Annotated in this window: 22 protein-coding genes; 10 read left to right on the top strand and 12 right to left on the bottom strand. The window is 48.6% G+C overall.

From position 1 onward, the window contains the following. On the top strand, positions 1–256 hold a 256-nt coding region (locus WQ57_RS27120), incomplete at its 5' end, for a hypothetical protein (RefSeq protein WP_206540553.1). Between the two features lie 77 nt (positions 257–333). On the opposite strand, the gene prfB is transcribed toward WQ57_RS27120, so the two are convergent. Then, a protein-coding gene (gene prfB / locus WQ57_RS07500; RefSeq protein ID WP_156183079.1) for a peptide chain release factor 2 occupies positions 334–1,438 on the bottom strand; the annotation gives its coding sequence in 2 pieces (ribosomal slippage) (positions 334–1,365 and positions 1,367–1,438; 1,104 coding nt in all). 116 nt (positions 1,439–1,554) lie between these two features. Continuing rightward, on the bottom strand, positions 1,555–4,062 hold the full coding sequence (secA, locus tag WQ57_RS07495) for a preprotein translocase subunit SecA (protein ID WP_046523113.1): 2,508 nt from the start codon (positions 4,060–4,062) through the stop codon (positions 1,555–1,557). Between the two features lie 567 nt (positions 4,063–4,629). Between secA and WQ57_RS07490 the strand changes: the two genes are divergently transcribed. The 7 genes from WQ57_RS07490 to WQ57_RS07460 all read left to right on the top strand — a co-directional run bounded on the left by WQ57_RS07490 (position 4,630) and on the right by WQ57_RS07460 (position 12,353). Next, the gene (locus WQ57_RS07490) at positions 4,630–5,973 is read left to right on the top strand and encodes a NapC/NirT family cytochrome c (protein WP_156183078.1); all 1,344 of its coding nucleotides are present in this window, start codon (positions 4,630–4,632) and stop codon (positions 5,971–5,973) included. A gap of 20 nt (positions 5,974–5,993) precedes the next feature. Further along, positions 5,994–7,178, top strand: coding sequence for a NapC/NirT family cytochrome c (locus tag WQ57_RS07485; protein ID WP_046523112.1), 1,185 nt, complete (start codon positions 5,994–5,996; stop codon positions 7,176–7,178). 86 nt (positions 7,179–7,264) lie between these two features. Then, positions 7,265–7,954, top strand: a complete 690-nt coding sequence (locus WQ57_RS07480; protein WP_046523111.1) for a tetratricopeptide repeat protein — start codon at positions 7,265–7,267, stop codon at positions 7,952–7,954. 14 nt (positions 7,955–7,968) lie between these two features. Further along, entirely contained in the window at positions 7,969–8,937 is a 969-nt protein-coding gene (locus WQ57_RS07475) for a 6-bladed beta-propeller (RefSeq protein WP_052948677.1), read from the top strand. A gap of 98 nt (positions 8,938–9,035) precedes the next feature. Next, a complete protein-coding gene (locus tag WQ57_RS07470) occupies positions 9,036–10,136 on the top strand; it encodes a cytochrome c3 family protein (protein ID WP_046523110.1) in 1,101 nt (366 codons plus the stop codon). Positions 10,137–10,249: 113 nt separating this feature from the next. After that, the gene (locus WQ57_RS07465; RefSeq protein WP_156183077.1) at positions 10,250–10,387 is read left to right on the top strand and encodes a hypothetical protein; all 138 of its coding nucleotides are present in this window, start codon (positions 10,250–10,252) and stop codon (positions 10,385–10,387) included. Then, the gene (locus WQ57_RS07460; protein WP_046523108.1) at positions 10,368–12,353 is read left to right on the top strand and encodes a cytochrome c3 family protein; all 1,986 of its coding nucleotides are present in this window, start codon (positions 10,368–10,370) and stop codon (positions 12,351–12,353) included. The genes WQ57_RS07465 and WQ57_RS07460 overlap by 20 nt, the downstream gene beginning before the upstream one ends. A 74-nt stretch (positions 12,354–12,427) precedes the next feature. Here WQ57_RS07460 and WQ57_RS07455 read toward each other — a convergent pair whose 3' ends face one another. The 7 genes from WQ57_RS07455 to WQ57_RS07425 all read right to left on the bottom strand — a co-directional run bounded on the left by WQ57_RS07455 (position 12,428) and on the right by WQ57_RS07425 (position 19,474). Next, positions 12,428–13,279, bottom strand: a complete 852-nt coding sequence (locus WQ57_RS07455; protein ID WP_046523107.1) for a DUF1028 domain-containing protein — start codon at positions 13,277–13,279, stop codon at positions 12,428–12,430. 174 nt (positions 13,280–13,453) lie between these two features. After that, on the bottom strand, positions 13,454–13,999 hold the full coding sequence (gene hpf, locus WQ57_RS07450) for a ribosome hibernation-promoting factor, HPF/YfiA family (RefSeq protein WP_046523106.1): 546 nt from the start codon (positions 13,997–13,999) through the stop codon (positions 13,454–13,456). Between the two features lie 198 nt (positions 14,000–14,197). Continuing rightward, complete coding sequence (locus tag WQ57_RS07445) at positions 14,198–14,911, bottom strand: ComF family protein (protein ID WP_046523105.1); 714 nt, start codon at positions 14,909–14,911, stop codon at positions 14,198–14,200. Next, positions 14,912–16,408 carry an ATP-dependent helicase ComFA gene (locus tag WQ57_RS07440; RefSeq protein WP_046523104.1) on the bottom strand — a complete coding sequence of 499 codons (1,497 nt, stop codon included), beginning with the start codon at positions 16,406–16,408 and terminating at the stop codon, positions 14,912–14,914. A gap of 122 nt (positions 16,409–16,530) precedes the next feature. Further along, the gene (locus WQ57_RS07435) at positions 16,531–17,370 is read right to left on the bottom strand and encodes a DegV family protein (protein WP_046523103.1); all 840 of its coding nucleotides are present in this window, start codon (positions 17,368–17,370) and stop codon (positions 16,531–16,533) included. A 196-nt stretch (positions 17,371–17,566) separates the two neighbouring features. Further along, the gene (locus WQ57_RS07430) at positions 17,567–18,253 is read right to left on the bottom strand and encodes a response regulator (protein ID WP_046523102.1); all 687 of its coding nucleotides are present in this window, start codon (positions 18,251–18,253) and stop codon (positions 17,567–17,569) included. 78 nt (positions 18,254–18,331) lie between these two features. After that, the gene (locus WQ57_RS07425; protein WP_046523101.1) at positions 18,332–19,474 is read right to left on the bottom strand and encodes a sensor histidine kinase; all 1,143 of its coding nucleotides are present in this window, start codon (positions 19,472–19,474) and stop codon (positions 18,332–18,334) included. Positions 19,475–19,740: 266 nt separating this feature from the next. Here WQ57_RS07425 and WQ57_RS07420 point away from each other — a divergent pair, with 266 nt between their 5' ends. Beyond that, entirely contained in the window at positions 19,741–20,379 is a 639-nt protein-coding gene (locus tag WQ57_RS07420) for a YigZ family protein (protein WP_046523100.1), read from the top strand. 110 nt (positions 20,380–20,489) lie between these two features. Next, positions 20,490–21,524 (top strand): LCP family protein, encoded by a 1,035-nt coding sequence (locus tag WQ57_RS07415; RefSeq protein ID WP_046523099.1) that lies wholly within the window; start codon positions 20,490–20,492, stop codon positions 21,522–21,524. A gap of 33 nt (positions 21,525–21,557) precedes the next feature. On the opposite strand, the gene WQ57_RS26555 is transcribed toward WQ57_RS07415, so the two are convergent. The 3 genes from WQ57_RS26555 to WQ57_RS07405 form a co-directional block, all read right to left on the bottom strand. Beyond that, complete coding sequence (locus tag WQ57_RS26555; protein WP_156183076.1) at positions 21,558–21,734, bottom strand: hypothetical protein; 177 nt, start codon at positions 21,732–21,734, stop codon at positions 21,558–21,560. A gap of 143 nt (positions 21,735–21,877) precedes the next feature. Continuing rightward, positions 21,878–22,948, bottom strand: coding sequence for a glycosyltransferase family 4 protein (locus WQ57_RS07410; RefSeq protein ID WP_046523098.1), 1,071 nt, complete (start codon positions 22,946–22,948; stop codon positions 21,878–21,880). A 289-nt stretch (positions 22,949–23,237) separates the two neighbouring features. Then, positions 23,238–23,957 carry a WecB/TagA/CpsF family glycosyltransferase gene (locus tag WQ57_RS07405; protein ID WP_046523097.1) on the bottom strand — a complete coding sequence of 240 codons (720 nt, stop codon included), beginning with the start codon at positions 23,955–23,957 and terminating at the stop codon, positions 23,238–23,240. Between the last annotated feature and the right edge of the window lie 94 nt (positions 23,958–24,051).

Here is a 24,051-nt window from a genome sequence, read left to right as displayed (position 1 = left end):
CGGGCCTCCATCAGGGCGATGGACGACCGTTTATTGCTCAATCTCAGGTTTCAGGGCCTCCATCAGGGCGATGGACGACCGTTTATTGCTCAATCTCAATTTTCGGGCCTCCATCGGGGCGATGGACGACCGTTTATTGCTCAATCTCAGTTTTCCGGGCCTCCATCGGGATGATGGACGACCGTTTTCTGCTCAATCTCAGGTTTCAGGGCCTCCATCGGAGAAATGGCGACAAGTTTTTCCTCAAAACATATAAACGCCCGATGTTTCAAGCAATTGATCCAGCCTTCAAACAACAAAAACCCATAGCCGCCTGGCTATGGGCATTATTCTTTAGTACGCCAGCTTCGAACGTAAATAAGCATTGATAAACGCATCAATGTCGCCGTCCATGACGGCCTGTACGTTGCCGGACTCGGTGTTGGTGCGGTGGTCTTTTACCATTGAGTATGGATGGAACACGTAGGAGCGGATTTGGCTGCCCCAGCCGATTTCCTTTTGCTCACCGCGGATCTCGGCAAGTTCTTTTTCCTGCTCTTCAATTTTGCGCTGGTATAGCTTTGCTTTCAGCATCGTCATCGCGCGGTCGCGGTTTTTGATCTGTGAGCGCTCCGTCTGGCAGGTTACCACTACACCTGTTGGCAAATGGGTAATCCGGACGGCCGAGTCAGTGGTGTTGATATGCTGTCCGCCGGCACCGCTGGCACGGTACGTATCAATCTTCAAATCTTCCGTCCGGATGTCAATTTGGATATCATCGTTCAGTTCCGGCATGATTTCGCAGGAAACGAACGATGTATGACGGCGTCCCGAAGAATCGAACGGAGAAATCCGGACCAGGCGGTGAACGCCCTTTTCCGCTTTCAAATAGCCGTAGGCATTATGGCCTTTGATGGACAGGGTCACACTCTTGATTCCTGCTTCATCTCCAGGCAGGTAATCAAGCGTCTCCACCTTGAATCCTTTTTTCTCTGCCCACCTTGTGTACATGCGCAGAAGCATTGAGCCCCAGTCCTGCGACTCGGTCCCGCCGGCACCCGGGTGAAGCTCAAGGATGGCATTGCTTTTATCATATTCTTCGCTCAATAGCAGCTCAAGCTCAAATTCGTTCAGGCGCTTTGTGAGCTGGACCAATTCACTTTCAAGCTCGGCTTGCAGCTCCTCGTCGCTTTCTTCCTTGACCAGTTCAAACGTCAACTCAAGATTTTCATATGTTTCATACAGGTCATGAAAAACATGGACCTGGTCCTTCAGTGCATTGGATTCATTGATGACACCCTGCGCTTTTTGCTGGTCGTCCCAGAACTCGGGGGCCAGCATCACTTCATCAAGCTCGGCTATGCGCGCCTCTTTGTTTTCCAGGTCAAAGAGACCCCCTGAAGTCCGCCAGTTTCCTGGCTGTTTTTTCAAGCTCATTCCTGATATCTGCTAATTCCATATGCGTTCACCTCATAAAATAATTATGTCTTATTATACCTGTTCCGACCTTTTGAAGAAAAGAGGGACGGCGTCAAGATCGCCGGCCCTCTTTGTACTCTATTCATCTAACATGCATTATGCCATTTTGCCATGACAGTTTTTGAATTTCTTGCCGCTTCCACAGTAGCAAGGATCATTGCGGCCAATTTCAATCTGCTTGACGACCGGCTTTTTCTTCACCTTTTCGCCGTCTTCCTTCGGATTGACCGCCTGGCCTTTCGCGACTTCCTCACGCTGCAGGTTGTTGCGGATTTCTGCCTTCATGATGTAGCGGGCCACATCGGCTTCGATTGATTCAATCATGCTCTCGAACATGAGGAAGCCTTCCTGCTGGTATTCACGGAGCGGATCAATTTGGCCGTAAGCGCGAAGATGGATTCCCTGGCGAAGATGGTCCATCTGGTCGATATGATCCATCCACTTGGAGTCCACGCTGCGAAGGACGATGACTTTCTCGAACTCGCGCATCTGCTCAGGCCCAAGCTGCTCTTCTTTTTCATTATAGCGCTCTTTGACCTTGTCCATAATCAGGTCAATAATCATGTCGCGCTCTTTGCCGCGGAGTTCTTCCACCTGCAGGTCGCCTTCGTTGAGAAGATTCCCGTTGACAAAGTCAATGATGGCATCAAGCTTCCATGTTTCATTGTCTTCCCCTTCAGTAAGAGCCGACACATTGCGCTCAAGCACCGACTGAATCATTCTTTCCACAATATCGCGAAGGTTTTCTGCTTCAAGCACTTCATCACGCTGCTTGTATATGATCTCACGCTGCTGGCGGAGAACATCATCATACTGAAGCAGTTGCTTACGTGCATCGAAGTTATTGCCCTCAACACGCTTCTGGGCGGATTCCACAGCCTTTGAAACCATCTTGCTCTGGATTGGCTGGGTATCGTCCATGCCAAGGCGGGCCATCATGTTTTTCATATTGTCCGACCCAAAGCGGCGCATCAGCTCATCTTCCATGGACAGGTAGAATTGGGTAACCCCCGGGTCTCCCTGACGCCCGGAACGCCCGCGCAGCTGGTTATCAATCCGGCGGCTTTCATGGCGTTCTGTACCAATGACAGCCAGTCCGCCTACCTCCTTAACTCCTTCGCCAAGCTTGATGTCCGTACCGCGGCCAGCCATGTTGGTCGCAATCGTCACGGCGCCCTGCTGTCCGGCTTCAGCGATGATTTCCGCTTCGCGTCCATGGTTCTTCGCGTTCAGGACATTATGCCTGATTCCTTTTTTCGTCAGATACCTTGAAATCAATTCCGATGTTTCAATCGCTACAGTACCGACAAGGACTGGCTGGCCTTTGCCATGGCGCTCCGCTATATCTTCAGCTACTGCACGGAATTTCCCTTCCATCGTTGCATAAATCAGGTCGGCACGGTCATCACGGACGATTGGCCTGTTCGTTGGAATGACGATAACGTTCATATTATAAATGTTGCGGAATTCCTCTTCTTCCGTTTTGGCCGTACCCGTCATCCCTGCAAGCTTTTCATACATCCGGAAATAGTTCTGGAACGTAATCGTCGCAAGAGTCATGCTTTCATTCTGGATTTCGAGGCCTTCCTTCGCTTCGATCGCCTGGTGAAGGCCTTCGCTGTAGCGGCGGCCTTTCATCAGACGGCCGGTGAACTGGTCGACAATGACAATCTCGCCATCCTGGACCACATAGTCCACATCCAGATGCATGCTTGTGTTTGCTTTCAAAGCCTGGTTGATATGGTGATTCAATGTTACATGAGCGATATCAAAAAGATTTTCAATGCCAAAGGCTTTTTCCGCCTTGGTGATTCCGTCCTCAGTCAGTTGTACGCCTTTTGTTTTTTCGTCATAGGTGTAGTCTTCTTCCTTTTTCAGCGTCCTGACAAACGCGTTTGCCTGGATGTACAGGGCGGCGCTTTTTTGCGCAGTTCCCGAAATGATCAGCGGCGTGCGCGCTTCATCGATCAGGATGGAGTCCACTTCATCGATGACGGCATAATGGAGCGGGCGCTGGACCTTCTGGTGGCTGTACAGCACCATGTTGTCGCGCAGATAGTCAAAGCCGAATTCATTGTTAGTACCATAAGTAATATCGGCAGCGTATGCCGCCTGTTTTTCATCCTTGTCCATTCCAGTCAGGTTGAGGCCGACTGTCAGGCCGAGAAACTCATAAAGCTGGCCCATTTCGTTGGCGTCACGGCTTGCCAGATATTCGTTGACCGTAACCACGTGGACGCCTTTTCCTGTAATGGCATTAAGGTAAACCGGCAGCGTGGCTGTCAGTGTTTTACCTTCCCCGGTCTTCATCTCGGAGATGTTCCCTTCATGTAGGGCGACGCCCCCCATAAGCTGTACTTTATATGGATAAAGCCCAAGCACGCGGCGGGCTGCTTCACGCACTACGGCAAATGCTTCAACAAGCAGGTCGTCTGTCGTTTCGCCTTGCTGGTACCTGTTCTGGAACTCGGCAGTCTTCCCCCTTAGTTCCTCGTCGGTCAGCTTCTCCATGTCGCCGGCCAGAGCCTCTACTTGTTCCGCAAGCCTTGTCAGGCGTTTGATATCACGCTTATTCTGGTCGAAAATTTTATTTAAAATCCCCATACAGACGCTCCTTTAATCTATTCTTCCAAGAAGGCATTCTCGCATTGCTCAAATTGGTCTGTCTAATGAAAAAAGATTCGCCAGGTAACGAATCCTTCTGAAAAATCCGTTTTATTCTATCTAATTTTACCACTTACGCTTTGGAGTGACAACCAATCGCCCAGACAAATGCTGGCGGCAGGAGAAGCACTCTTCCATAAATATCCTGATTGGACACTCCAGGCCGGAACATTCGCCTTGCATACATCCTTTTGAGTAAACAAACGGGACTATAGGACTAAAAACGATGAAGGACGGAGTTTACCCACTTGCCAACTTTATAATATAAAATACATAAATATACATTATTATCCATGGCGTTTTACTACTGTTGACACCTTACAAAACCTATTAAAACAAGGTTTAACCGAATTTCCGACCAAAGTGTGAACGATTTGTTAATTAACTAATTTTGTAATTTTATTCACAGAATGTACATTGGCTTAAATTTGAGAATGTTAGATACTTTGTTATAGGGAAGAACACTAAAACATAGAAAAAGCCTATCCAATCGTAAAGGGGGAGAGCATGTTGGCCTTCTGGAAGAAAAAGAGAAACAGCCAGAATGAAGACCAAGAAAGAGAAAAGAAGCCAGGCTTATTCCGGAGAATTTGGCGGAAACTCCGCAGCATTGACTGGAAAAATCCTGTTAACAGGTGGAGGCTCCTGTTTGCAAGTTTATTTGCCGTCGTCGCTCTGTCAGGAACAATGTGGGGAGCGATCGCCTTTACCTCGTCACCCCAATTTTGTTCCTGGTGCCACGAGATGTCACCGGAGTTTGTCACATTCGAAGCCAGCGCCCACAGCGAAATCAAATGCACCCAATGCCATATAGAGCCTGGTGTGGTCAATACGCTGACCCATAAAGTTCATTCACTGAAAGAGGTATATTACCATATCGTCGGCCCGCCTGATCCGATTGTACAGACAGTAGCGGTAAAGAATGATAACTGTATTCAGTGCCACTCGGAGAACCGGCTCGTTTCCGCCACCGGTGACCTGATTGTCAACCATAGCGAACATATTAAAGAAGATATCCCCTGCATCACCTGCCATAGCGGAGTCGCCCATGCAAAGGTAGTCGAACGCGGCCTTAATACCCAAAAAGACCTCGATTACTGGACGCTTGAAAACACTGAAAAGCTGGTGAAAAACGAATATATGAGGCCAAACATGGGAACCTGCATCGACTGCCATGACAAAGTCAATAAAGGCGACCGTCCATGGGAGGACATCCAGTACAGCCTGCCGGACAATCCGCATAAGGACGGGCATGGCAAGAGCGATGAAGGGCATGCGGAAGCGGCTGAAGTTGCAGTCCTTACTGAAGAAGAACAAGCAGCTGAAGACAGGAAGAAAGTACAAGGGGTCATCTTGCAGGCTCTGGGCAAGCAGACAGACGATGTCAAAATTTCCATGGACTGCTCCACCTGCCATATGGAAGTAGGAATCCCGGACAACCACCAGGTAAAAGACTGGAAGCAGGACCATGGCACCTCGGCAATCCAGGAGCTTAACGAATGCATGGATTGCCACCAGGATTCCAAATGGATCAAGCATTTCCAGAAAGAAGATATTGTCAGCCTTATTGATGCCGGGGCAAGCCGGACAAAGTACAACCCGGACCCAGCGGTTGCAAAGGCCGAGTCCCGTGAAAACAATTTCTGCAGCTCCTGCCACAGCCAGCGCCCTGATGGACACCTTGAATCTGATGTATGGCTGACAGCCCACGCGGACAAAGCAGAAACGAAACAGCAGAAGAGTGAATGCTTTGTCTGCCACGATGAGGCCAAACTGCTTGAAAATGCAACAATAACTGCACCAACCGAAGTTTATTGCGAACAATGCCACAGGACAGGATTAAAAAAGTAATAGGAAATTGAGGAGGGATCATGATGGAAGAACATAATGACAATCGCACGGCCCCTCCCCGCTTTCGCGGAAAATGGAGCAAGTTCGGTGCGTTGACACTCTTGTTCCTGGTAATTTTCTTCATGGTCGGCTACGCCGGCCATGAAGGATCCTCAAGCTCCAAGTTCTGTGCATCCTGCCATGAAATGAAACCCGAATATTATACCTGGCACAACTCTTCCCACAGCGAAGTCGCCTGTGTTGACTGCCACACCGAACCTGGTGCGGAAAACATTGCAAAAAGCAAGGTAAATACGGTGGAACAGGCAATCAAGAAAAAGATGCAAACCTATGAAGCTCCGATTCGGATGCCAAGCGAAATTACCGATGCATCCTGTGAAAAATGCCATAACGTCTATAACCGAAACTTCACCGTTACCGGAGACCTGATCATTCCCCATGACCGGCATAAGGACGAGGGAATCAGCTGCATACAGTGCCACAGCGGCGTAGCCCACGGCAAAATTGCCGACCGAAAGATGACCTTCCAGGCCGATTATGCCAAATGGGACGACAAAACAGGACAGCTGGCCATGGCGGACCCGAAGTATGTGAAACCGAATATGGATACATGCATGGATTGCCACAAAGCCCGCAAAATCACGACCGAGTGCAGTGCCTGCCATACGACGGGGATGGTGCCTGAAACCCATAAGGAGGACAGCTTCGCCTCAAAGCACGGTCTTGATGCAAATGAGGATTTGGCAAGCTGCAATGGATGCCATCAGGATATGTCGGATGAACCGCTAACAGGCTATGAAGAGATTTCCCCAATCGACAAATACCTGAAACAGGACAAGAAACAGGCTGCCAAGAACCATCTCAATTATGCCAAGGAAAATACCTTCTGCATCGACTGCCACGAGGTCCGGCCGGAAAGCCATGACAAGCAATTCATTTCAAGTCACGGAACACTGGCTGAAAAGAACCAGGAAAGCTGCATGGCCTGCCATGACGTCAAAAAATCAGCCCATGCAACAACGACACCAACCAGTACCAGCAAAGTGTATTGCGCTTCCTGCCACCCTAGCACGCACAGCCAAAATAAAAAATGGCGCGAACGTCATCCAGTGCCGATCAGTCCGAACCAAAAATTGACGCAAACCTGTTATACATGCCATGCGGAACCGAAGTGTGCAAGCTGCCATCAGGAAGGAAAGCTATAATGATGTGATTTGCAGCTATTGATGCATGACTATCAAAATTAGCCACAGGGATCTTTTAAAAACGATGGAATTTGAGGTGATTTTTTATGGAAGCCCAAGAGCTGCCAATCATTGAAGAAACACCAAAGCGTGATAAAACACATTTTACAAGGCTTCAATCGTTCCTATTAATCTTTTCGACTCTCATTCTTTGCCTTGGCGGCGGATATTATATCAGCGACACCTTTTTCTGGAAGAATGACAGCGACCAGAAAAGGCTGAATGAACAGCTTGCCTATTATAAAAACCTTGTCGATGCCGAGCCGAACAATCCCGAGCACCGTGTCAACCTGGGATATGCCTACCATTTAAATGAGAAAAACGAGGATGCCATCAAACAGCTTAAACTTGCCATCGATCTTGAAAAAGATTACTTCGGTGCACATTTTAACCTTGGACTCGTCTACATCGCCGAGGGACGTTTTAATGACGCTCTTATCGAGTCGAAAAGAACAGTGGAAATCTCGCCCCGGGATTACAGAAGCCATTTGCTGACAGGCATGGTGTACCGTGAACTACAAATGTATGAAGACGCCAACAAGGCATTGACAGAGGCTTTGGCGCTTGTGCCAACCAATACGGATATTATCAACGAAATCGCCAGAGTAGCTGAGGATCAGGGCAAGATCGAAGAAGCGGAAAAGCTGTTCAAGGAAGTCCTCACTTTCGACCCGCTCTACAAACCTGCTTCCGATGGACTGGACAGGCTCGCGGCGAAAACGGATAGAAAAGAATAAAGGAGATGATTCCCTTGAAGAAAAGAAATGTCTATCTAACCATGGGTTCGATTGCCGTACTGTCAGCTGCCCTTTTCATTGGTATCTCCTTGCTGGACCTGGAAGGAAACGTGAAACCGATCATTGCGGCCGTGGACCGCAGCGGACCGCCGGAATATGCACAAGCCTTTTATGGAGACTTCAACACACCGCTGTCCAAGCCGATGGACGTTGCCCGTATTGGCGAGTTTGTCTATGTCAGTGACACTAGCAACAGGCAAGTCCAGGTGTTTGACCAGGCAGGCACACCCATCTTCCAGTTTGGCGAAGACGGAAGCGAGGAAGGGCAGTTCCGATTCCCTTATGGCATCGCCGGGAACAAAGATGGCGATGTCTATGTAGCCGACCTGTATAATGGCAATATTTCAATTTTTGATTCAAAAGGCAAGTTCCTCCGCTATTTTGAAGAAAAGGCAGACGACAAGGTACTTTCCTCCCCGGGAGGACTCAGGATTTTTAATGAAAAGCTATACGTGACCGATATTAAGGCCAATAAGCTGTTCATCTTCGCACTTGACGGGACGATGGAAATGGAGATTGGCGGAGCAGGTGCAGAGGAAGGCAAATTCATTGCCCCCAACGCTGTCACCCTCGATAAGGAAGAACAAATTTATGTGACCGATTCCGGGAATAACAGAGTCCAGGTTTTTGACAAGAGCGGCAAGTTCGTGAAAATTATCAACGGTTCCAAGGATGGCACCGGCGCCCCGCTTTTCCTGAACCCCCGTGGGGTAGCAGTGGACTCGAAGGGCATCGTCTATGTGGTTAACAATCTGTCACATAATATTTACGCTTATGACCAGGAAGGAAGCCAGATGCATGTGTTGGGCGGAATGGGTACGGAAAATGGCAGCCTTTACCTCCCTAATGGCCTGTTCATTGACGACCGCGACACCCTCTATGTAACCGACACAGTCAACCAAAGGGTGGCCGTTTATTATTAATTCTTTCTTCCTTAAAGGAGGTGTTGCCCAAAATTAAGGTCAAGAGCAATTTCATAGAGAAATAGAGAAAAAAGAGAAGTTTCAGGGAGGTTTGTAAAATGGGTAAATTAAAAATTGGCTTATCTGCTGTCTTCATGCTTCTTTTATTGGGCATGTTCAGCAGTGGAGCCCTGGCTGAGGGGGATTTTGATCCCACTTCAACCAGTCCGGCACCTGGCATCAATGTAGGGACGCTGGATAGCGAAGGGAATGCAAATCTGCACAGAACGCATGGCAACTTCCAGAACAACACCAACTCCTGCGCGAACTGCCACAGCACTCACCAGGGGGACACAGATACTTTGCTGAAGTTCCAGAATGCAGAATATGACATGTGTTTGTCCTGCCACGATGGCACAATGGGCTTCTATAACGTTTTAGGCCAAGGTGCTGGTGCTGGTACATTCAACGACACTCATGATAGCTCGTCAATGCATAATGTAAAGTCCGGCATCACCATTAGTGCTGCACCTGGCGCAACTCACACACTTGATGCGGAATTAACTTGTTCAAGCTGCCACAATCCGCACGGCTCCGTGAATGACAGGCTTCTGAAAGAAACAGTTACTGGCGCAGGCAAATTAGCCGGGCTGTACTCAGGACTGCCAAAGGGAACAAAGGCAATTAACCTGGCGTTAACTGAGGATCCAGAATACGCGGAAATCAATGCAATGACCACCACTTCCGGCCTTAAGATCACGAAATCCATAGGCCCAAAGGACAATGCGGACAAGCAAAACTATTCCAAATTCTGCTCCACTTGTCATGATGATTACCTGGCCAGCAGCGGAAACCAGTCCCAATTCAGCGGCCATTATTCGCATACTACCAACAGCGCTTCAGCAGGACGGAACTGTGCAAGCTGCCACTATGCGCATGGTACAGATGTGACTTTAATGAAGGATACTCTCGGCCAAACGGTTGCCGACAAGGTAGCAGCTGGCTGGACCCAGGCACAAGCCGAAGAATACATGAAAGATGTTAGTGCTGCCGGTTCTTCCCTCAAGAAATACACAAACATGGCTGTTTGCTGGACATGTCACCAAACATCCAAGGCCATTGACACGCAGCAGCCGGACAAGAAATACACCGAGCCTGTCTATAACTCCAAATACGGTTCTTGGCAGGATACCTTCATTGGCAAGAAAGATATACGATAAAAAAGCTACCCAATAGCGCCACTACTGGATAGCCAACAAAAGTGAATGTTTTAAACAAGGTAGTAATAGTGATTATTACTGCCTTGTTTTCATTATTTCAGCAGGCTTTGAAAATGTCAAAGAATCTTCCTATCCCACTGATTATTACCGTTTTAGCGGTTGATATAATCGAAATAAAGAGCTGGCTTACTTTTTTAAGCGGGCCTAATAAAAAGAAGAGGATGAACACTCTTGAAAAAGACGAACTATAGCCAGAAAATCATCTCATACTTCGTCATTTGCTGCCTCTCTTTTAGTTCATTCCTGTATTACTTCCCAGGCACGAAGGCCCTTTCCGCTCCAGGTGACCTTCTCATCGAGATTCACTCCCCTCAGGAGGAAGCGACATTTGAATCCGCAAAAGCAGAATTTGCCGGTTTGATCTCTTCTGAAGGAACACCGCCTGAATCATTGACCTTCAACATTTATGAGCTGCAAGAGGAACCTGCAGAACCTGTGGCGATTACGAATGAAGGCCAACTCGACCTTGTGTATAAGGAGAGGTATGCTGAATGGTCCTTCTCCAAGGAATTTGCGGATGGCCAGCACACCATTTTATTGGTCCTTGAAGATGAGTCCTCGAACAAAGCGGAAATTCTCCACACCTTTACTGTCCAGGCAACGGTAGCACCTTCCCCAGTTCAGGAGGAGCCTGCAGCGGACGCGGTCCACGAACCGGCAACCGCAGTAACGGAAGAGGAGGCGACAACAGTTCCAGAAAAGGAGGCCGCCGCTGAAGATAAGGAAGCAGGCGCCGAAACGGGCTTGGGGACAATACCGGAAACCACAGCTGGAACCGAAGAAGAAAAGGACGAAACCAACGAGCAGACAGTGCAAGTACCGAGGCCTTATGCACTCGAAATGAATATTCTCCCTAATGGCGAATCTGACAGAAGCCGCTCTATGCCTGCCGAAGATATGACAGGGGTACCAGCAGATTCCTCCATTGAAGTCCTTGTGAAGGAGAGCGGAACACTCACCTTTCCGGAAGAATCATTGATTCTGTTGTCGCCCGCCGGCAAACCGATAGCAAGCAAAGAAAGAGCCTTTGGACTGCTTCCAGTGAAGAAAGACGGGATCTACCGCATTGTATTTACACCAACTGAGATGCTGGATTTCAGCACTACTTATTATGTCTTTATCAACCCGGCCATTACGAACGACGGAAAGGGCCGGATCTTTCAGCGCTTTTTCAAGTTCACAACAGCACCTAAGGTCCCGTCCCACGAAATACATGGCAACTTCAGCAATAATACCAACTCGTGTGCCAACTGCCACAGTACCCATAATGGCAATGACCCTAAACTGCTGGGGGGAAAATACGGAGCCGACACCGCCAAGAACCTTTGCATGGCTTGCCATGATGGAACAGGCGGCGCCCCAATGCCGGACCATGCCGATGCTTCCAATCAACATTTTGCCTATAGCGGGGGGCTGGAGGCGACGTATTCATGTACGACTTGTCATAACCCGCACACGGGCTGGGACAAAGATAATCCGAATAAGCTGACAAACCATCCGGCAACGGCTTACAAGAAGCAAGGCACCGCAACGGGAATCGCTGCCGACTTCTCCCTCTGCCTGCAATGCCATAATGGCAGCAAGGCTGCGGATATCAGTAAATACTACAAAGAATCTGCCTTGCTGGAAGAGTCCGGTCACAACATTGCCGCTGAAGATGGAACTCCGTTAAACGGACAGCTGGCGTGTGCCGACTGCCACGAGACACACGGCTCAAATAACTTGAAGATGCTGAAGGAAAACCTCGGGAATGCGCCAGTCGCAGATAAAAATAAATACAAGACAACCGGCACCGGGTGGACCATTCAGAATGAACAAAGCTTCTGTCTGAAATGCCATGATGGCGGTACAGAACTATACGGGAAAAAGGCGGCATACAATAAGGAACTCAAGGAACATCAGGACGAATCCGCATCATGTTCATCCTGCCACGGTACCGGGAGCGATGCGAAAGAGCAAATGCGCAGTGCCGCACATGCCCCTAAAAAGCTGAAGCTTGAGCCTGTCATTGATCAGGAATCTGATGCAGGGATACCGGGAGAAGCAACAGGGCAGGAAACAGAAATAAAGAGTGAATCAACAGAGGCGGAAACACAGACACAAACACCAACAGAACCAGAACAAGCAAAAGACGCTCAAGCCGCCGTTGGTCCATAATTTTAAAAGACACCTATTTTTACGATAGGTGTCTTACATTTTTAAAAGCATGTTCAGAAAGTTATGAGTATCCTTTACCCGCTTTTCTGATTCTTCATAAACTCCAGCACGTCCAAATCAATCTTCCCTGCTTCCTGTTCGCGCTCTTCAAAGTTTTCGGTATGCAGATAGGCCGTGAAGGCTTTGTGCAGTTCTTCCCCGTTTGCCGGCTGTGCTTTTAAGTACCCAAGGCGCTGAAGATGCTTGATGACCTCTTCCCTTACCTCTCCTTCGATGGCAACAATGTTTTCCGGCTTGGAAGGCGCGAAATAGAGCTGCTGCATTCCGTACAGGCGGATCAGTTCCTTAATGGGCTGCTGATGGTCGTCGACGCGCAAGTCAATGTAACGGTCATTATAGCCGCCATAGCCGCCCTTCTCCTTCACGACAAGCAGTGCGGCGGACTGTTGCCCGCGGCTGTCTCCCCCTGCTTCCTGGCCTGCATCCAGAGCCGCAAGCAGCCGCTTTGCCAGACTGCCTTGTGTGGAAGTAAATGTATCTGCCATTGCCTTGACAGTGTTTTCACCGACGAGAATATTCCCCTGGGCAGCAAAATGCTCGCCAGTCATCCCTCCTGCCCAGTCATAGCAGTATGTACCTGTAAATGTCGCCGGCTGGCCGCTGGCATCAATGAGGCCAACCTGGCGCATTTCCTTGTCGAGGTCGTCCTTGGTGATTAGCTCCATCACTTCCGAAGCCGACTTTCCTTCAGCCATCAGCTCAAGTGCCTGGGGGCCATAGGCTGTATTTGCATACGATTGGGTCGCGACGGCCCCAACCCCCGCTTTCGCAAACGGCACAACCGCGCCAACGCCAAGAAACTTGGATTGAACCGCGATTCCCCATTCTTTTTCTTCCGGATCAAAGCCAACGATTGAAAATGTCATGTTTCTGCTCCCCTTTTAATAATTTTAATATGCTGTTTCATTGTGACCGTATCCCCTTGATTCAGGGCAAATTAACATCATTTTCTGTATTATCAAACATTTTCCATTACCGGTATTATACAATAAAACCCGCAGCCAGGAGAAAGGCTGCGGGTGAGGGTTTCTATTTTTAAATTATTGTGCTTCGATCAAGCCGTAGCGGCCGTCTTTGCGCTTGTATACAACGTTGGTGCTGTTTGTATCAGCGTTTTGGAAGACGTAGAAGCTGTGGCCGAGCAGGTTCATCTGCAGGATGGCTTCTTCGCTGTCCATTGGCTTCAGGTTGAAGCTCTTCGTGCGGACCACTTCGAGATCCTCTTCCTCGGAAAGCACATCATCTTCGGTGAAGATTGGGCCGACGTCCTTGATGCTGTCCTGGCCGCGGAATTTGCGATTCACTTTTGTTTTATGCTTGCGGATTTGACGCTCCAATTTATCGGTAATCAGGTCGATCGCCGCATACATGTCCTCGTGGAGTTCTTCAGCGCGAAGGACCAGGTTCTTCATTGGAATGGTAATTTCCACTTTGGATTTCTTGTCTTGATAAACTTTCAGGTTCACGCTTACGCTTGCATTTGGTGATTCTGTGAAATAACGATCCAGCTTGGATACCTTCTTTTCCACATACTCTCTGATAGCGGGAGTTACTTCAATATTTTCACCACGAATGTTGTAATTCATAAGCGATTCCTCCTTTAAAATACTATGTATTTATACTTCTATATTACCCTAAATTAGTCCTGCCTTAACAGGGAAAAGATTTGACGAATTCGTGAAGTTTTCTTTGTCGTCATAGTAAAAACCTTAGAAACAAGAGTCGAAAAAGGTTGATACACCGCGGGTTTTGTCGTCATCCACCATTTTCCACTTGTTTTTTCGCTACCTGGCCAACGTCACAGAACAGACACTTTCCGCTCCGTGGGCTCTCAGCATCTTTGCCGCATGCCTCAGAGTCGACCCGGTGGTATAAATATCATCGACCAGTACAATCCTTTTACCCTGAATAGACTCCACCATGTCAGGTATAATCTGGAATACCTGCGGCAGATGGATACGGTCGGCACGCGTCTTCTTCGACTGCTTCTCCCCATGCACCCGGGAAAGCAGGTTGACAGGCTCTCCGCCTGCAGCAGAAATCAGCGCTTCCGACTGGTTAAAGCCTCTTTCATATAGCCTTTCTTCGCTTAAAGGAACGGGTACAAGGAGGTCGGCCTCAGCACCCAGGGTTTTCTCGCGGAGCTGAGCGGAGAAGGCCATCGCCAGCGCATAATCACCCCGGTATTTGAACCGGGCAATCACCTCTTTTAAAAAGTTGTTATAGTGATAAATGGAGGCATTAAACGAAAGCAGCCCCTGCCATTCCGGATCGTTCTCCCAGCGGAGACAGTCATAACAAACTCTTCCTTCTCTGTATCCAGGCTCCAGTACCCGGCCGCAGCGCTGGCACAGCTCCCCCTCAAGGAGTTTCAATTTATTCTGGCATACCGCGCACACCTGAGTCCGGCTGCTGCGCAAAAACACGCTGGTCCAGCTCGTTTCATGCCCCACCTCCGCATTACATAGCAGGCAATATTCCCCGGCAAACAAGTCCATTCAGTCCAGCAGCCCCTTTCTCGCACCTTCCCTGTTCATCCTCATGATTTGGCTGCGTGCACGCACCATTGCTTCTGTTTTCCCGTAATGGAAAAAGACAACTTCCCCGGCAGGAAAGGAAGCACTTCTGCCGGCACGCCCGGCGATTTGCACAAGGGCACTTTCGGTGAAAATCACATCCTCCGCCCCAAGTACGCCAACATCAATATTCGGAAAGGTAACGCCTCTTTCCAGGATGGTCGTGGTTAAAAGCAGAGGAATCTCCCTGTTCCGCATCTTTGTCACTTTCCCTTTCCGGTCAGGGTCTTCGGCATGGACACTTTCGATACTGGGGTGAAGCTTTCGAAGTATAGGGAGGATTTTTTCCATTGAGGCGATTTTCGGGGCAAACAGCAGCGTCTGCTTGCCTGCATTCAAGCGGTGTTTAATCCAGGAGAGAACGTTTTGCGGCAGGGTGTTTCTCAATACCTTCTTCTCCCAGTTTCCGCACCAGGCAAATTTCGGCACAGGAAGCGGATGGCGGTGATACCGGGCCGGGATCGTCACATAAGCGCGTTTCCCCTGGAGGCATTCCCGCTGCCATTTCCGGTTAGGGGTAGCAGTTAGGTAAACCAGTGCGGATCCAGGCCTTCTCGCCTGCTGGACGGCATGCTGGAGGGTTTTGTCAACACTGAACGGAAAGGCGTCAACTTCATCGACAATCACGGTGTGAAATGCCTGGTAAAAACGGAGTAGCTGGTGTGTTGTCGCTATGGTTAAGGGAGCATGGAGATGGCGGTCTTCGCTGCCTCCATAGAGTGACGCGACCGTGGTGCGGGGAAAGGCTGCCTTTAGCCTCGGAGTGAGCTCGAGGACGACATCGGTTCTGGGCGTGGCAATGCAGACACGGCCGCCCTGCTGCAAGGAGTGTTCGATCCCCTTAAAAAGGACCTCAGTCTTGCCGGCACCGCAGACAGCCCAGACGAGGAGCTCGGAGGATTGGCTGATGGCCGCAACCGTTTTGGCAGATGCTGCAGCTTGTCCGTGAGACAGGGTGCCATTCCAGTTAAGGAGGTGCTGCTTTACAGTAGCTGCTTTCGGTTCGGGCCCTGTCCAGCTTACCAGTGCCGAACAGCTGCTCACCCTGCCCATCATCAGGCATTGGCGGCAGTAGAGGCAGTTTTCACCGCAGCGGGCACAGGGAAAGACAGAGAACCAGCGGGCTTCAGTGGTACCGCAGCGGGCGCATTTACAGGACTTTCCTTTTAGTAAAATTCCTTGGCGATATACAAGATAGCCATTTTCATAGTGTTCCTGGATTTCGGCAAACGGAAACGGGAGTTCATCCAGCAAAAGTTGCCTGCCGGAAAGATAGGTTTGAAGTTCGGGATTAAAGTCAAAAGCTGAATTGCATTGTGGTGTGCAGGAAGAATTGATTTGGGAGATTGGATAAGTGGGATGACCGGTGGTGAGCAATGGCTTGGGAACAAGTTTTTCGTCTACCAGGGCAAATCTCATTGTGGATTCCTCCATTGTTGGAGATACAGCATACGGTTTCCTCCTTTGACGATTTTGACAGCCTTAAAAAAAAACGCCATTCCCGCTCTCACGAAAATGGCGTTTCCTCAAATCAGTATTCCTTATTTTTTATACCAGCCCAAACCGAGAGAGCCTTCGCCCAGGTGGGTGCCGACGACAGGGCCGAAGTAGCTTAGCATGAATTCGACGCTAGGGAGCTGGGCTTCAAGCTCCGCCTTCCATTCCCTGGCGATTTCCTCGCAATTCGCGTGGATGACAACCGCACGATACTCTCCTCCACTGCTGGCATCGGCAGCCAATAACTCGGCAACGCGGTTGAGCGCTTTTTTATTGGTGCGCACCTTTTCAAACGGCTCGATCTTTTTATCAACAAAGTGGAGAATCGGCTTTACCTTCAACAGGCTGCCAATGAAGGCCTGGGCTCCGGACAGCCGGCCGCCGCGCTGCAGATGGCTTAGGTCGTCCACCATGATATAGGCGCGCATTGATTGCTTCATTTCCTCAAGGCGGGCCATAATCTCTTCCGCCGGACGTCCCTCCGCTGCCAGTTCGGCCGCTTCGAGCGCATAGAAACCCTGCGGCATACAGCTGATTTCGGAGTCAAACGGGTAGACTTTAACGCCCTCGGCCATCTCGGCAGCAGCTACAGCTCCCTGGTAGGTTCCGCTGATTCCGCTCGATAGATGAACGGTGATGACGGCGTCGTACTCTTTGCCTAGCTCCTCAAACAGCTCGACGAACTGGCCGGTCGGCGGCTGGGATGTGGTCGGCAGGTCCCGGGTCTTCAATTCTTCATAAAATTGAGCTGCGGTGATATCCATTTCTTCACGATAAGATTCGTTGCCGAAAATGACGCTGAGCGGAATCATGCGGATATTGTGCTTCTCGCGGAGTTCTTTGGGGATGTATGCAGTACTATCCGTAACAACGGCTGTTTTCATGTTAAGCATTACCTGCCTTTTATATAGAAAGATCTATTTATTTGTCTGGCTGTAGACGGACGATTCCGTTTTCCTATTCATATGTACAATCCCCATTTTATATGAATTGAGTTTAAATTGCATTATTTTGCCGGAAAAGAATAAGGCACATTCGCTTCTGTGAGCGAATGTGCCTTGCGGTTCTATGTATCCTCGCTTACTTTACTTCCACCCAGCCGTTTTTGATGGCGACGACCACAGCCTGTGTGCGGTCATTGACACTCATTTTCTGCAGGATGTTGCTGACATGGTTTTTAACCGTTTTTTCACTGATGAACAGCGCTTCGCCAATGGCCCGGTTGCTTTTTCCATCTGCAAGCAGCTGGAGGACTTCGCACTCGCGCCTTGTCAGCAAGTGAAGCGGACGGCGGATTTCGATCACCTGGGTGTTTCCATTTCCGGAACCGCCTTCGCCCAATGACAGGCGTCTGTATTCCTTCACGAGATTATGCGTCACCTTCGGATGGAGGTAGGAGCCGCCATCGGCAACCACCTTGACCGCGTTGATGAGCGCATCGGCATCCATTTCTTTTAAAAGATACCCTGTTGCACCGGTCTTCAGTGCATGGGTTACATAGTTTTCATCATCATGGATGGAAAGAATGATAACTTTCGCTTCCGGATATTTCTCCACCAAGTGGCGGGTCGCATCGACACCGTTCACATTTGGCATATTGATGTCCATGATAATCACATCAGGCTGGTGCTGCTCATATAGATTTACTACTTCGCTGCCGTCGTCTCCCTCGGCGACAACCTCGAACGAATTTTCAAAATCGAGAATCCGCTTTACCCCTTCCCTGAATAATTGATGGTCATCAATAATGATGATTTTCGTTGCCATGTAATGCCCTCCTTGTCACTGTTCACCTTTGTTCATCTATGAAGAGAACAGAAGCGCAGGCTTCTGTTCTGCGTCTCACTATCTATTCAGCGGCACCTGGATAAGTACAAGCGTCCCGCTGCCAATCCGCGAATCAATGGAAACCTCCCCTTCCAGGAGCTCGACCCGCTCTTTCATTCCCAAAATGCCAAAAGACTGCATTTTTTTCTGGCTTGTATCAAAACCCTTGCCATTGTCTTTTATCACAACGGTGATATGGTCACTCATGATCTCGAGCTTGACCTGGATCAATGTGGCTTCGGCATGCTTCAAAGCATTCTGGACCGACTCCTGGATCATTCGGAACAGCGCCACTTCATACTTGGTTGGCAGCCGCTCTTCATCGCCGCTGTTGCTAAACTCGATTTTTGTCGTTTTATGATATTCTTCGATGGTCAGCAAATACTTTCTGAGGGTAGGCACAAGCCCAAGATCATCAAGTGCCATTGGACGCAGGTCATAAATGATCCTCCTGACCTCGTACAAGGCCGACCGGACCATCGTCTTGAGGCTGCGGATTTCGGCCATTGCTTCTTCCCCGCTGCGCTCTTTGTAGATCTTTTCAATCAGGTCGGAACGCATCATCACATTGGCCAGCATTTGGGCAGGGCCGTCATGGATTTCCCGCGACAGCTTCTTCCGCTCCTCTTCCTGGGCTTCGATGATTTTCAGCCCGAAATCCTGTTTTTGCTGTGCGGACTCCAGCGCTTCCCCCATTTGGCGGATATCGCTCATCATATAATTCATGACCACTGAAATCTGTGAAACCAGATGCCCGGAGCGGTCAATCGTTTCTCCCAGTCCGCCCAGCCTTCGCTCCAGATCGTCACGGCGCTCCTTCAGCTGCTTCTCAAGCTGGCGGTTCATCGTCAGCTCCATCTGCATCTTGTGGGCAGTCTCGTAGGCCTGCCGCACCTCTAGTTCCGTGTAGTCTTTAAAATGCTTGCTTACTTCGGATAAACGTTTCCTTGCGAACCGGACCTGGACCTCAAGCTTGTCCCCGTCCTCAACAATCTTTTTGCTCAGCCTTTTGACTTCACCGAGCTCCGAAATAATGGTTTCATAATCATTGCGGCACTGCTCTCCAATTTGGAAAATTTCCTTCTTGCTGTCTTCTACTGTATCGATCATAGTCTGCAAAATATGATCAAGTGCCGAAGCATCCAGTTTTCTTAACGCCATCCTTCTTCATTCCTCCATGGAAGCCATTGTTTTCGTTAGCCTGAACAAAAGGATTGCTTATCTGATTTGATAATATCCCCTATTATAACATTCTCTGTTTTTTCTAATATTAAAGTTTAATTACATTCCATCACCATTTGTTCTCAAGGGCCTGTGCAATTATAATAAAAGAGGCATTGCTAGTTTCTTCACAATAGGAACGGCCTATAAAATGCAAACTAAAACACATGCACAAATCTATCTTTTCATAGAAAGGGGCATCTGTTATGCTCTCTCATTATTATACAGTAAAAAGCTATGGCGAACACGAAATCAACATTCAAAAATCAAGGTTCATTGCCTATGTCGATCGCGCCGAAACCGAACAGGAGGCCCAGGAGTTCATCCAGAACATCAAAAAGAAGCACTGGGATGCCACCCATAATTGCTCCGCGTACCTGATCGGCGAGCATGACCAGATTCAGAAAGCCAACGATGACGGTGAACCGAGCGGCACCGCCGGAGTACCCATACTTGAGGTGCTGAAGAAAAGAAAATTGAAAGACACAGTAGTAGTGGTCACCCGCTATTTTGGCGGCATCAAGCTCGGTGCCGGCGGATTAATCCGCGCATACGGGAAAGCGACGTCAGAAGGACTGAACGCGACAGGAATCGTGGAGCGCAAACTGATGCGGGTCATGCACACCACCATTGATTATACTCTGCTCGGAAAAGTCGAAAACGAACTGCGCTCTTCGGTCTACTCGATAAAAGAGATTCACTACCTGGATAAGGTGGAGATTGAAACCTTTGTGGAAGACGGCCAAACAGATCATTTTACCGCCTGGATGGTGGAGATGACGAATGGGCAGGGGGAAATCTCCGCGGGAGAGCAGCTTTACCAGGAGGAAATATACTCTGGCTGAAGGATTGCCAAAAAATTCGATTTACGAATATGAGAAAAAATTGTAAAATGGAGGATAGGTTAATTGTACTACCTTTATAGAAAACGAGGATCATAGAGAAGGAGATTGCCATGTCCGCAAATAGACGTTCAGATATGCATCATAAGAAAAAAAGAAAAAGAGTCTTCCGCTGGATTGTTCTTCCGCTCCTATTGGTAATGTTAAGTGTTGCGGCCTATGGGGCCCATCTATACAGCAAAGCGGAGTCTGTTATCACAAAATCCTATCAGCCGATCGACCGCGAAGGCAAACGAGCCGTGAATCCATTCGAAGAAAACATTTCCGTGCTTTTCATCGGTGTCGATGACAGCCAAAAGCGCCAATACGATAGCAATTCCCGTACGGACGCATTGATGCTGGCCACCTTTAACAAAGATGACAAATCGGTAAAATTGCTGAGCATTCCACGTGACTCCTATGTCTACATTCCGGGAGAAGGCTTCAACGATAAAATCAACCACGCCCATGCTTACGGCGGTGTGCCAGAGACCCTTGACACAGTCGAGAATCTCCTGGATGTGCCAGTGGACTATTATGTAAAAATGAACTTCAATGCTTTCATTGATGTAATCGATGCGCTAAACGGCATTGAAGTCAATGTTCCTTACACGTTCACAGAACAGGATTCAAAAGACAAAGCCGGAGCGATTACTTTGCAGGAAGGGCTGCAGACCCTCGACGGCGAGGAAGCACTGGCCTTGGCAAGAACACGCAAGCTCGACAACGATATTGAGCGCGGCAAGCGCCAGCAGGAAATCATCAAGGCTGTCATCAGCAAAGCGGCATCTGTCAAATCCGTGAACAATTACACCGACGTGATGGAAGCAATCGGAGACAACATGACCACCGACCTTCGCTTTGAAGAAATGATTTCCTTCATTAATTACGCTGTTGCCGGAACCAACCTGAAGGCCGAAACGCTGAACCTTGCCGGCTATGATTCAAAAATTAACGGCGTGTATTACTACCAGCTCGACGAAACCGAGCTGGAGGCAACGAAAAATGAATTAAAAGTCCATCTTGGCCTAGAGCCTGAAAGCATAATGGGCGAAGAGCCAGAAGCCATTGATGGCACAACGAGCGAAACTACAACCCCTTCTTATTAAGTAGGGGTTGTTTTATTCAGATTGGGTGACAGCCTATGCGTCTGCCCTTCCTTTTTTATCTTTATCATTATTGGGTTGGCCATCATTGCTCTTATCCAGGCCAGTAGCATTATTCACAGCTTGCACCACTACGTTTAATCCCTCATTAACAACATCCATAGGATTATCGTCTTTCACTCGCGGGTCCTGGGGATTTTCTTTTTTAACCATGTTCATCGCCTCCTAAATGTAGGATTCGCAGGAAACCTTAAAGTATGCGAATTTGCGAGTTTGGGGATTAGCCTTATACCATCCCCTATTTTGTTATTTCCTTGAACCATGTCCAGTAAACATAAAAAAGAAAAACCCAGCCGTCATGGCTGGGTTTTTTCCTTCACATATTTCCTGCCTCTGATCAAATTCAGAAGCGGACGGTAGTTCTTATCAACAAGTCCTACACTCTCAACAATCAATTCGATTGAGATGAGGATAATCGCTAGAATAAGCAGCGACCCCCACATCGTTGTCAAGGTGAAAATCAGGGCTGCGAGTCCGAACATGGCACTGATCATGTAAATCATCAGTACTGTCTGCCTGTGGGTGAATCCAAGGTTCAGCAGGCAATGGTGAAGATGCGATTTATCCGGCTTTGAGAGCGGCGCCTTTTTCACCAGGCGGCGCACAATCGCAAAGATCGTATCCGTCATCGGAACCCCCAGAATAATGATTGGGATGATGAAGGAGATAAACGTTACGTTTTTAAAGCCGAGCAGCGAAAGCACGGAGATCATGTAGCCCAGGAACAGCGCTCCTGTGTCCCCCATGAAGATTTTCGCGGGGTAGAAGTTGAACAATAAAAATCCGAGCGTGCTGGCAAGCAGGATGAAGCCCATTGTCATAACGTAAACATCACCCATGATGATTGCCATGCCGGACAGGGATATAAGTGCAATAGAGGAAACTCCGGCTGCCAGGCCATCGAGTCCGTCAATCAGATTGATGGCATTGGTCACGCCGACAATCCATAAAATCGTGACTGGAATACTGAACCAGCCGAATTGAAGCTCTCCGCCCCCAAACGGCAGGTTGATGAAGTTCACCTGCACTCCGCCCCAAATGACAACAATAAAGGCCGCGGCAAGCTGGTTAATCAGCTTAACCTTGGCCGACAGCTCAAAAATATCGTCCAGGATCCCTGTCAGGACAATGATGACACTTCCAATCATAATGGCAGCATGGTATTTGCTATCGGGTTGCGTAATAAAAAGCCCGAGCATAAAGCTGATATAGATAACAAGCCCGCCCATGCGCGGCATGATTTTCTCGTGAACTTTCCGGCTGTTTGGACGGTCGGTGGCACCTAATCGGAACGCCAACTTTTTTACAACCGGTGTGATAAGGATGGAGCATATAAAGCATACTACCAAGGTCATGGTGAGCGACATGTTGACCCTCCTTTTGATTAGGATGCCCCTAATTTATGATAAAATCAGACAAATTCTGTATAGTTTGGTCGTTTACATTATACCACCATTAGGTATTTATGAACCGTCTGCGAAAAAATATAATTCCAGATTGAAATGATACTAGATTACGAGATAAAGAACAAGGGACTATTATTACGGTACTTTCCGCTTCTGTGACCCCTAAATCCTGTATTGTTTCCGCCATCGCATACTAAGACGAAACAATCCGGGATTAGTTTCAGTTCTCAAGCAAATTTCTGCATTTCCCCTACTTTTTCATTACTTTAACCACAAACCGGGGCAAAGCCAGCATCCTTCTCCATCTGGAAGGCTGTTTCAAAAGCCGGTAAAGCCATTCCATATTCAGTTTGCGCCAAAGGATGGGAGCCCGTTTAGCCTTTCCGGCCAGGATGTCAATCGTTCCGCCCACTCCTATAAAGATTCCTTTTTCAAAGTAGTCCTTATAAAGCGAGATCCACTGCTCCTGCTTTGGAAATCCCAGGGCAACCAATACAATATCCGGTTTTGTCTCCCGAATATCATCTACAACAGCAGGATCTTTCCAATCGAAGAAACCGTGCCTGTTTCCAGCAAGTTTCAGCCCGGGATATGTCAATTTGATATTTTCTGCCGCTTTGGCATTAACCTCCGGGCGGCCTCCAAGCAGATAAATGCTCCAGTTGTTTTGGTCTGCTTTTTGCAGCAGTGAAAGGGTCAAGTCAAAACCAGTGACCCTCTCTTTAAGCGGAGTGTTCAACAAACGGGAAGCCAGGACGATGCCTGTACCGTCTGCAACCACGTAATCAGCTGAATCCAGGATATTCTTGTATCGTTGATGGGCATCGGCATACATTACAATTTCCGGATTGGCCGTCACCACAAAAGCTTTCTGTTCGTTGCCCACTCTCGCGGCAAGTTCTTCAGCCATCTCTTCAAACCGTATATTTATAAAATTTATCCCTAAAATGTTTACATGCTGTTTTTTCATTTTTAGTCCTCTTGAATGTCGAATATAGTATGCAGCATCACCCGCTACTGTAGCACGTTTCTAACGGTATCCCGAGTGGGAATTGGTGCCAGGT

The sequence above is a fragment of the Mesobacillus campisalis genome (genome assembly GCF_000986785.1).
In the GTDB taxonomy this organism is placed as follows: domain Bacteria; phylum Bacillota; class Bacilli; order Bacillales; family Cytobacillaceae; genus Mesobacillus_B; species Mesobacillus_B campisalis.
Note: the sequence above shows the minus strand (reverse complement) of the source record. Positions and strands in the feature narration are given on the sequence as shown.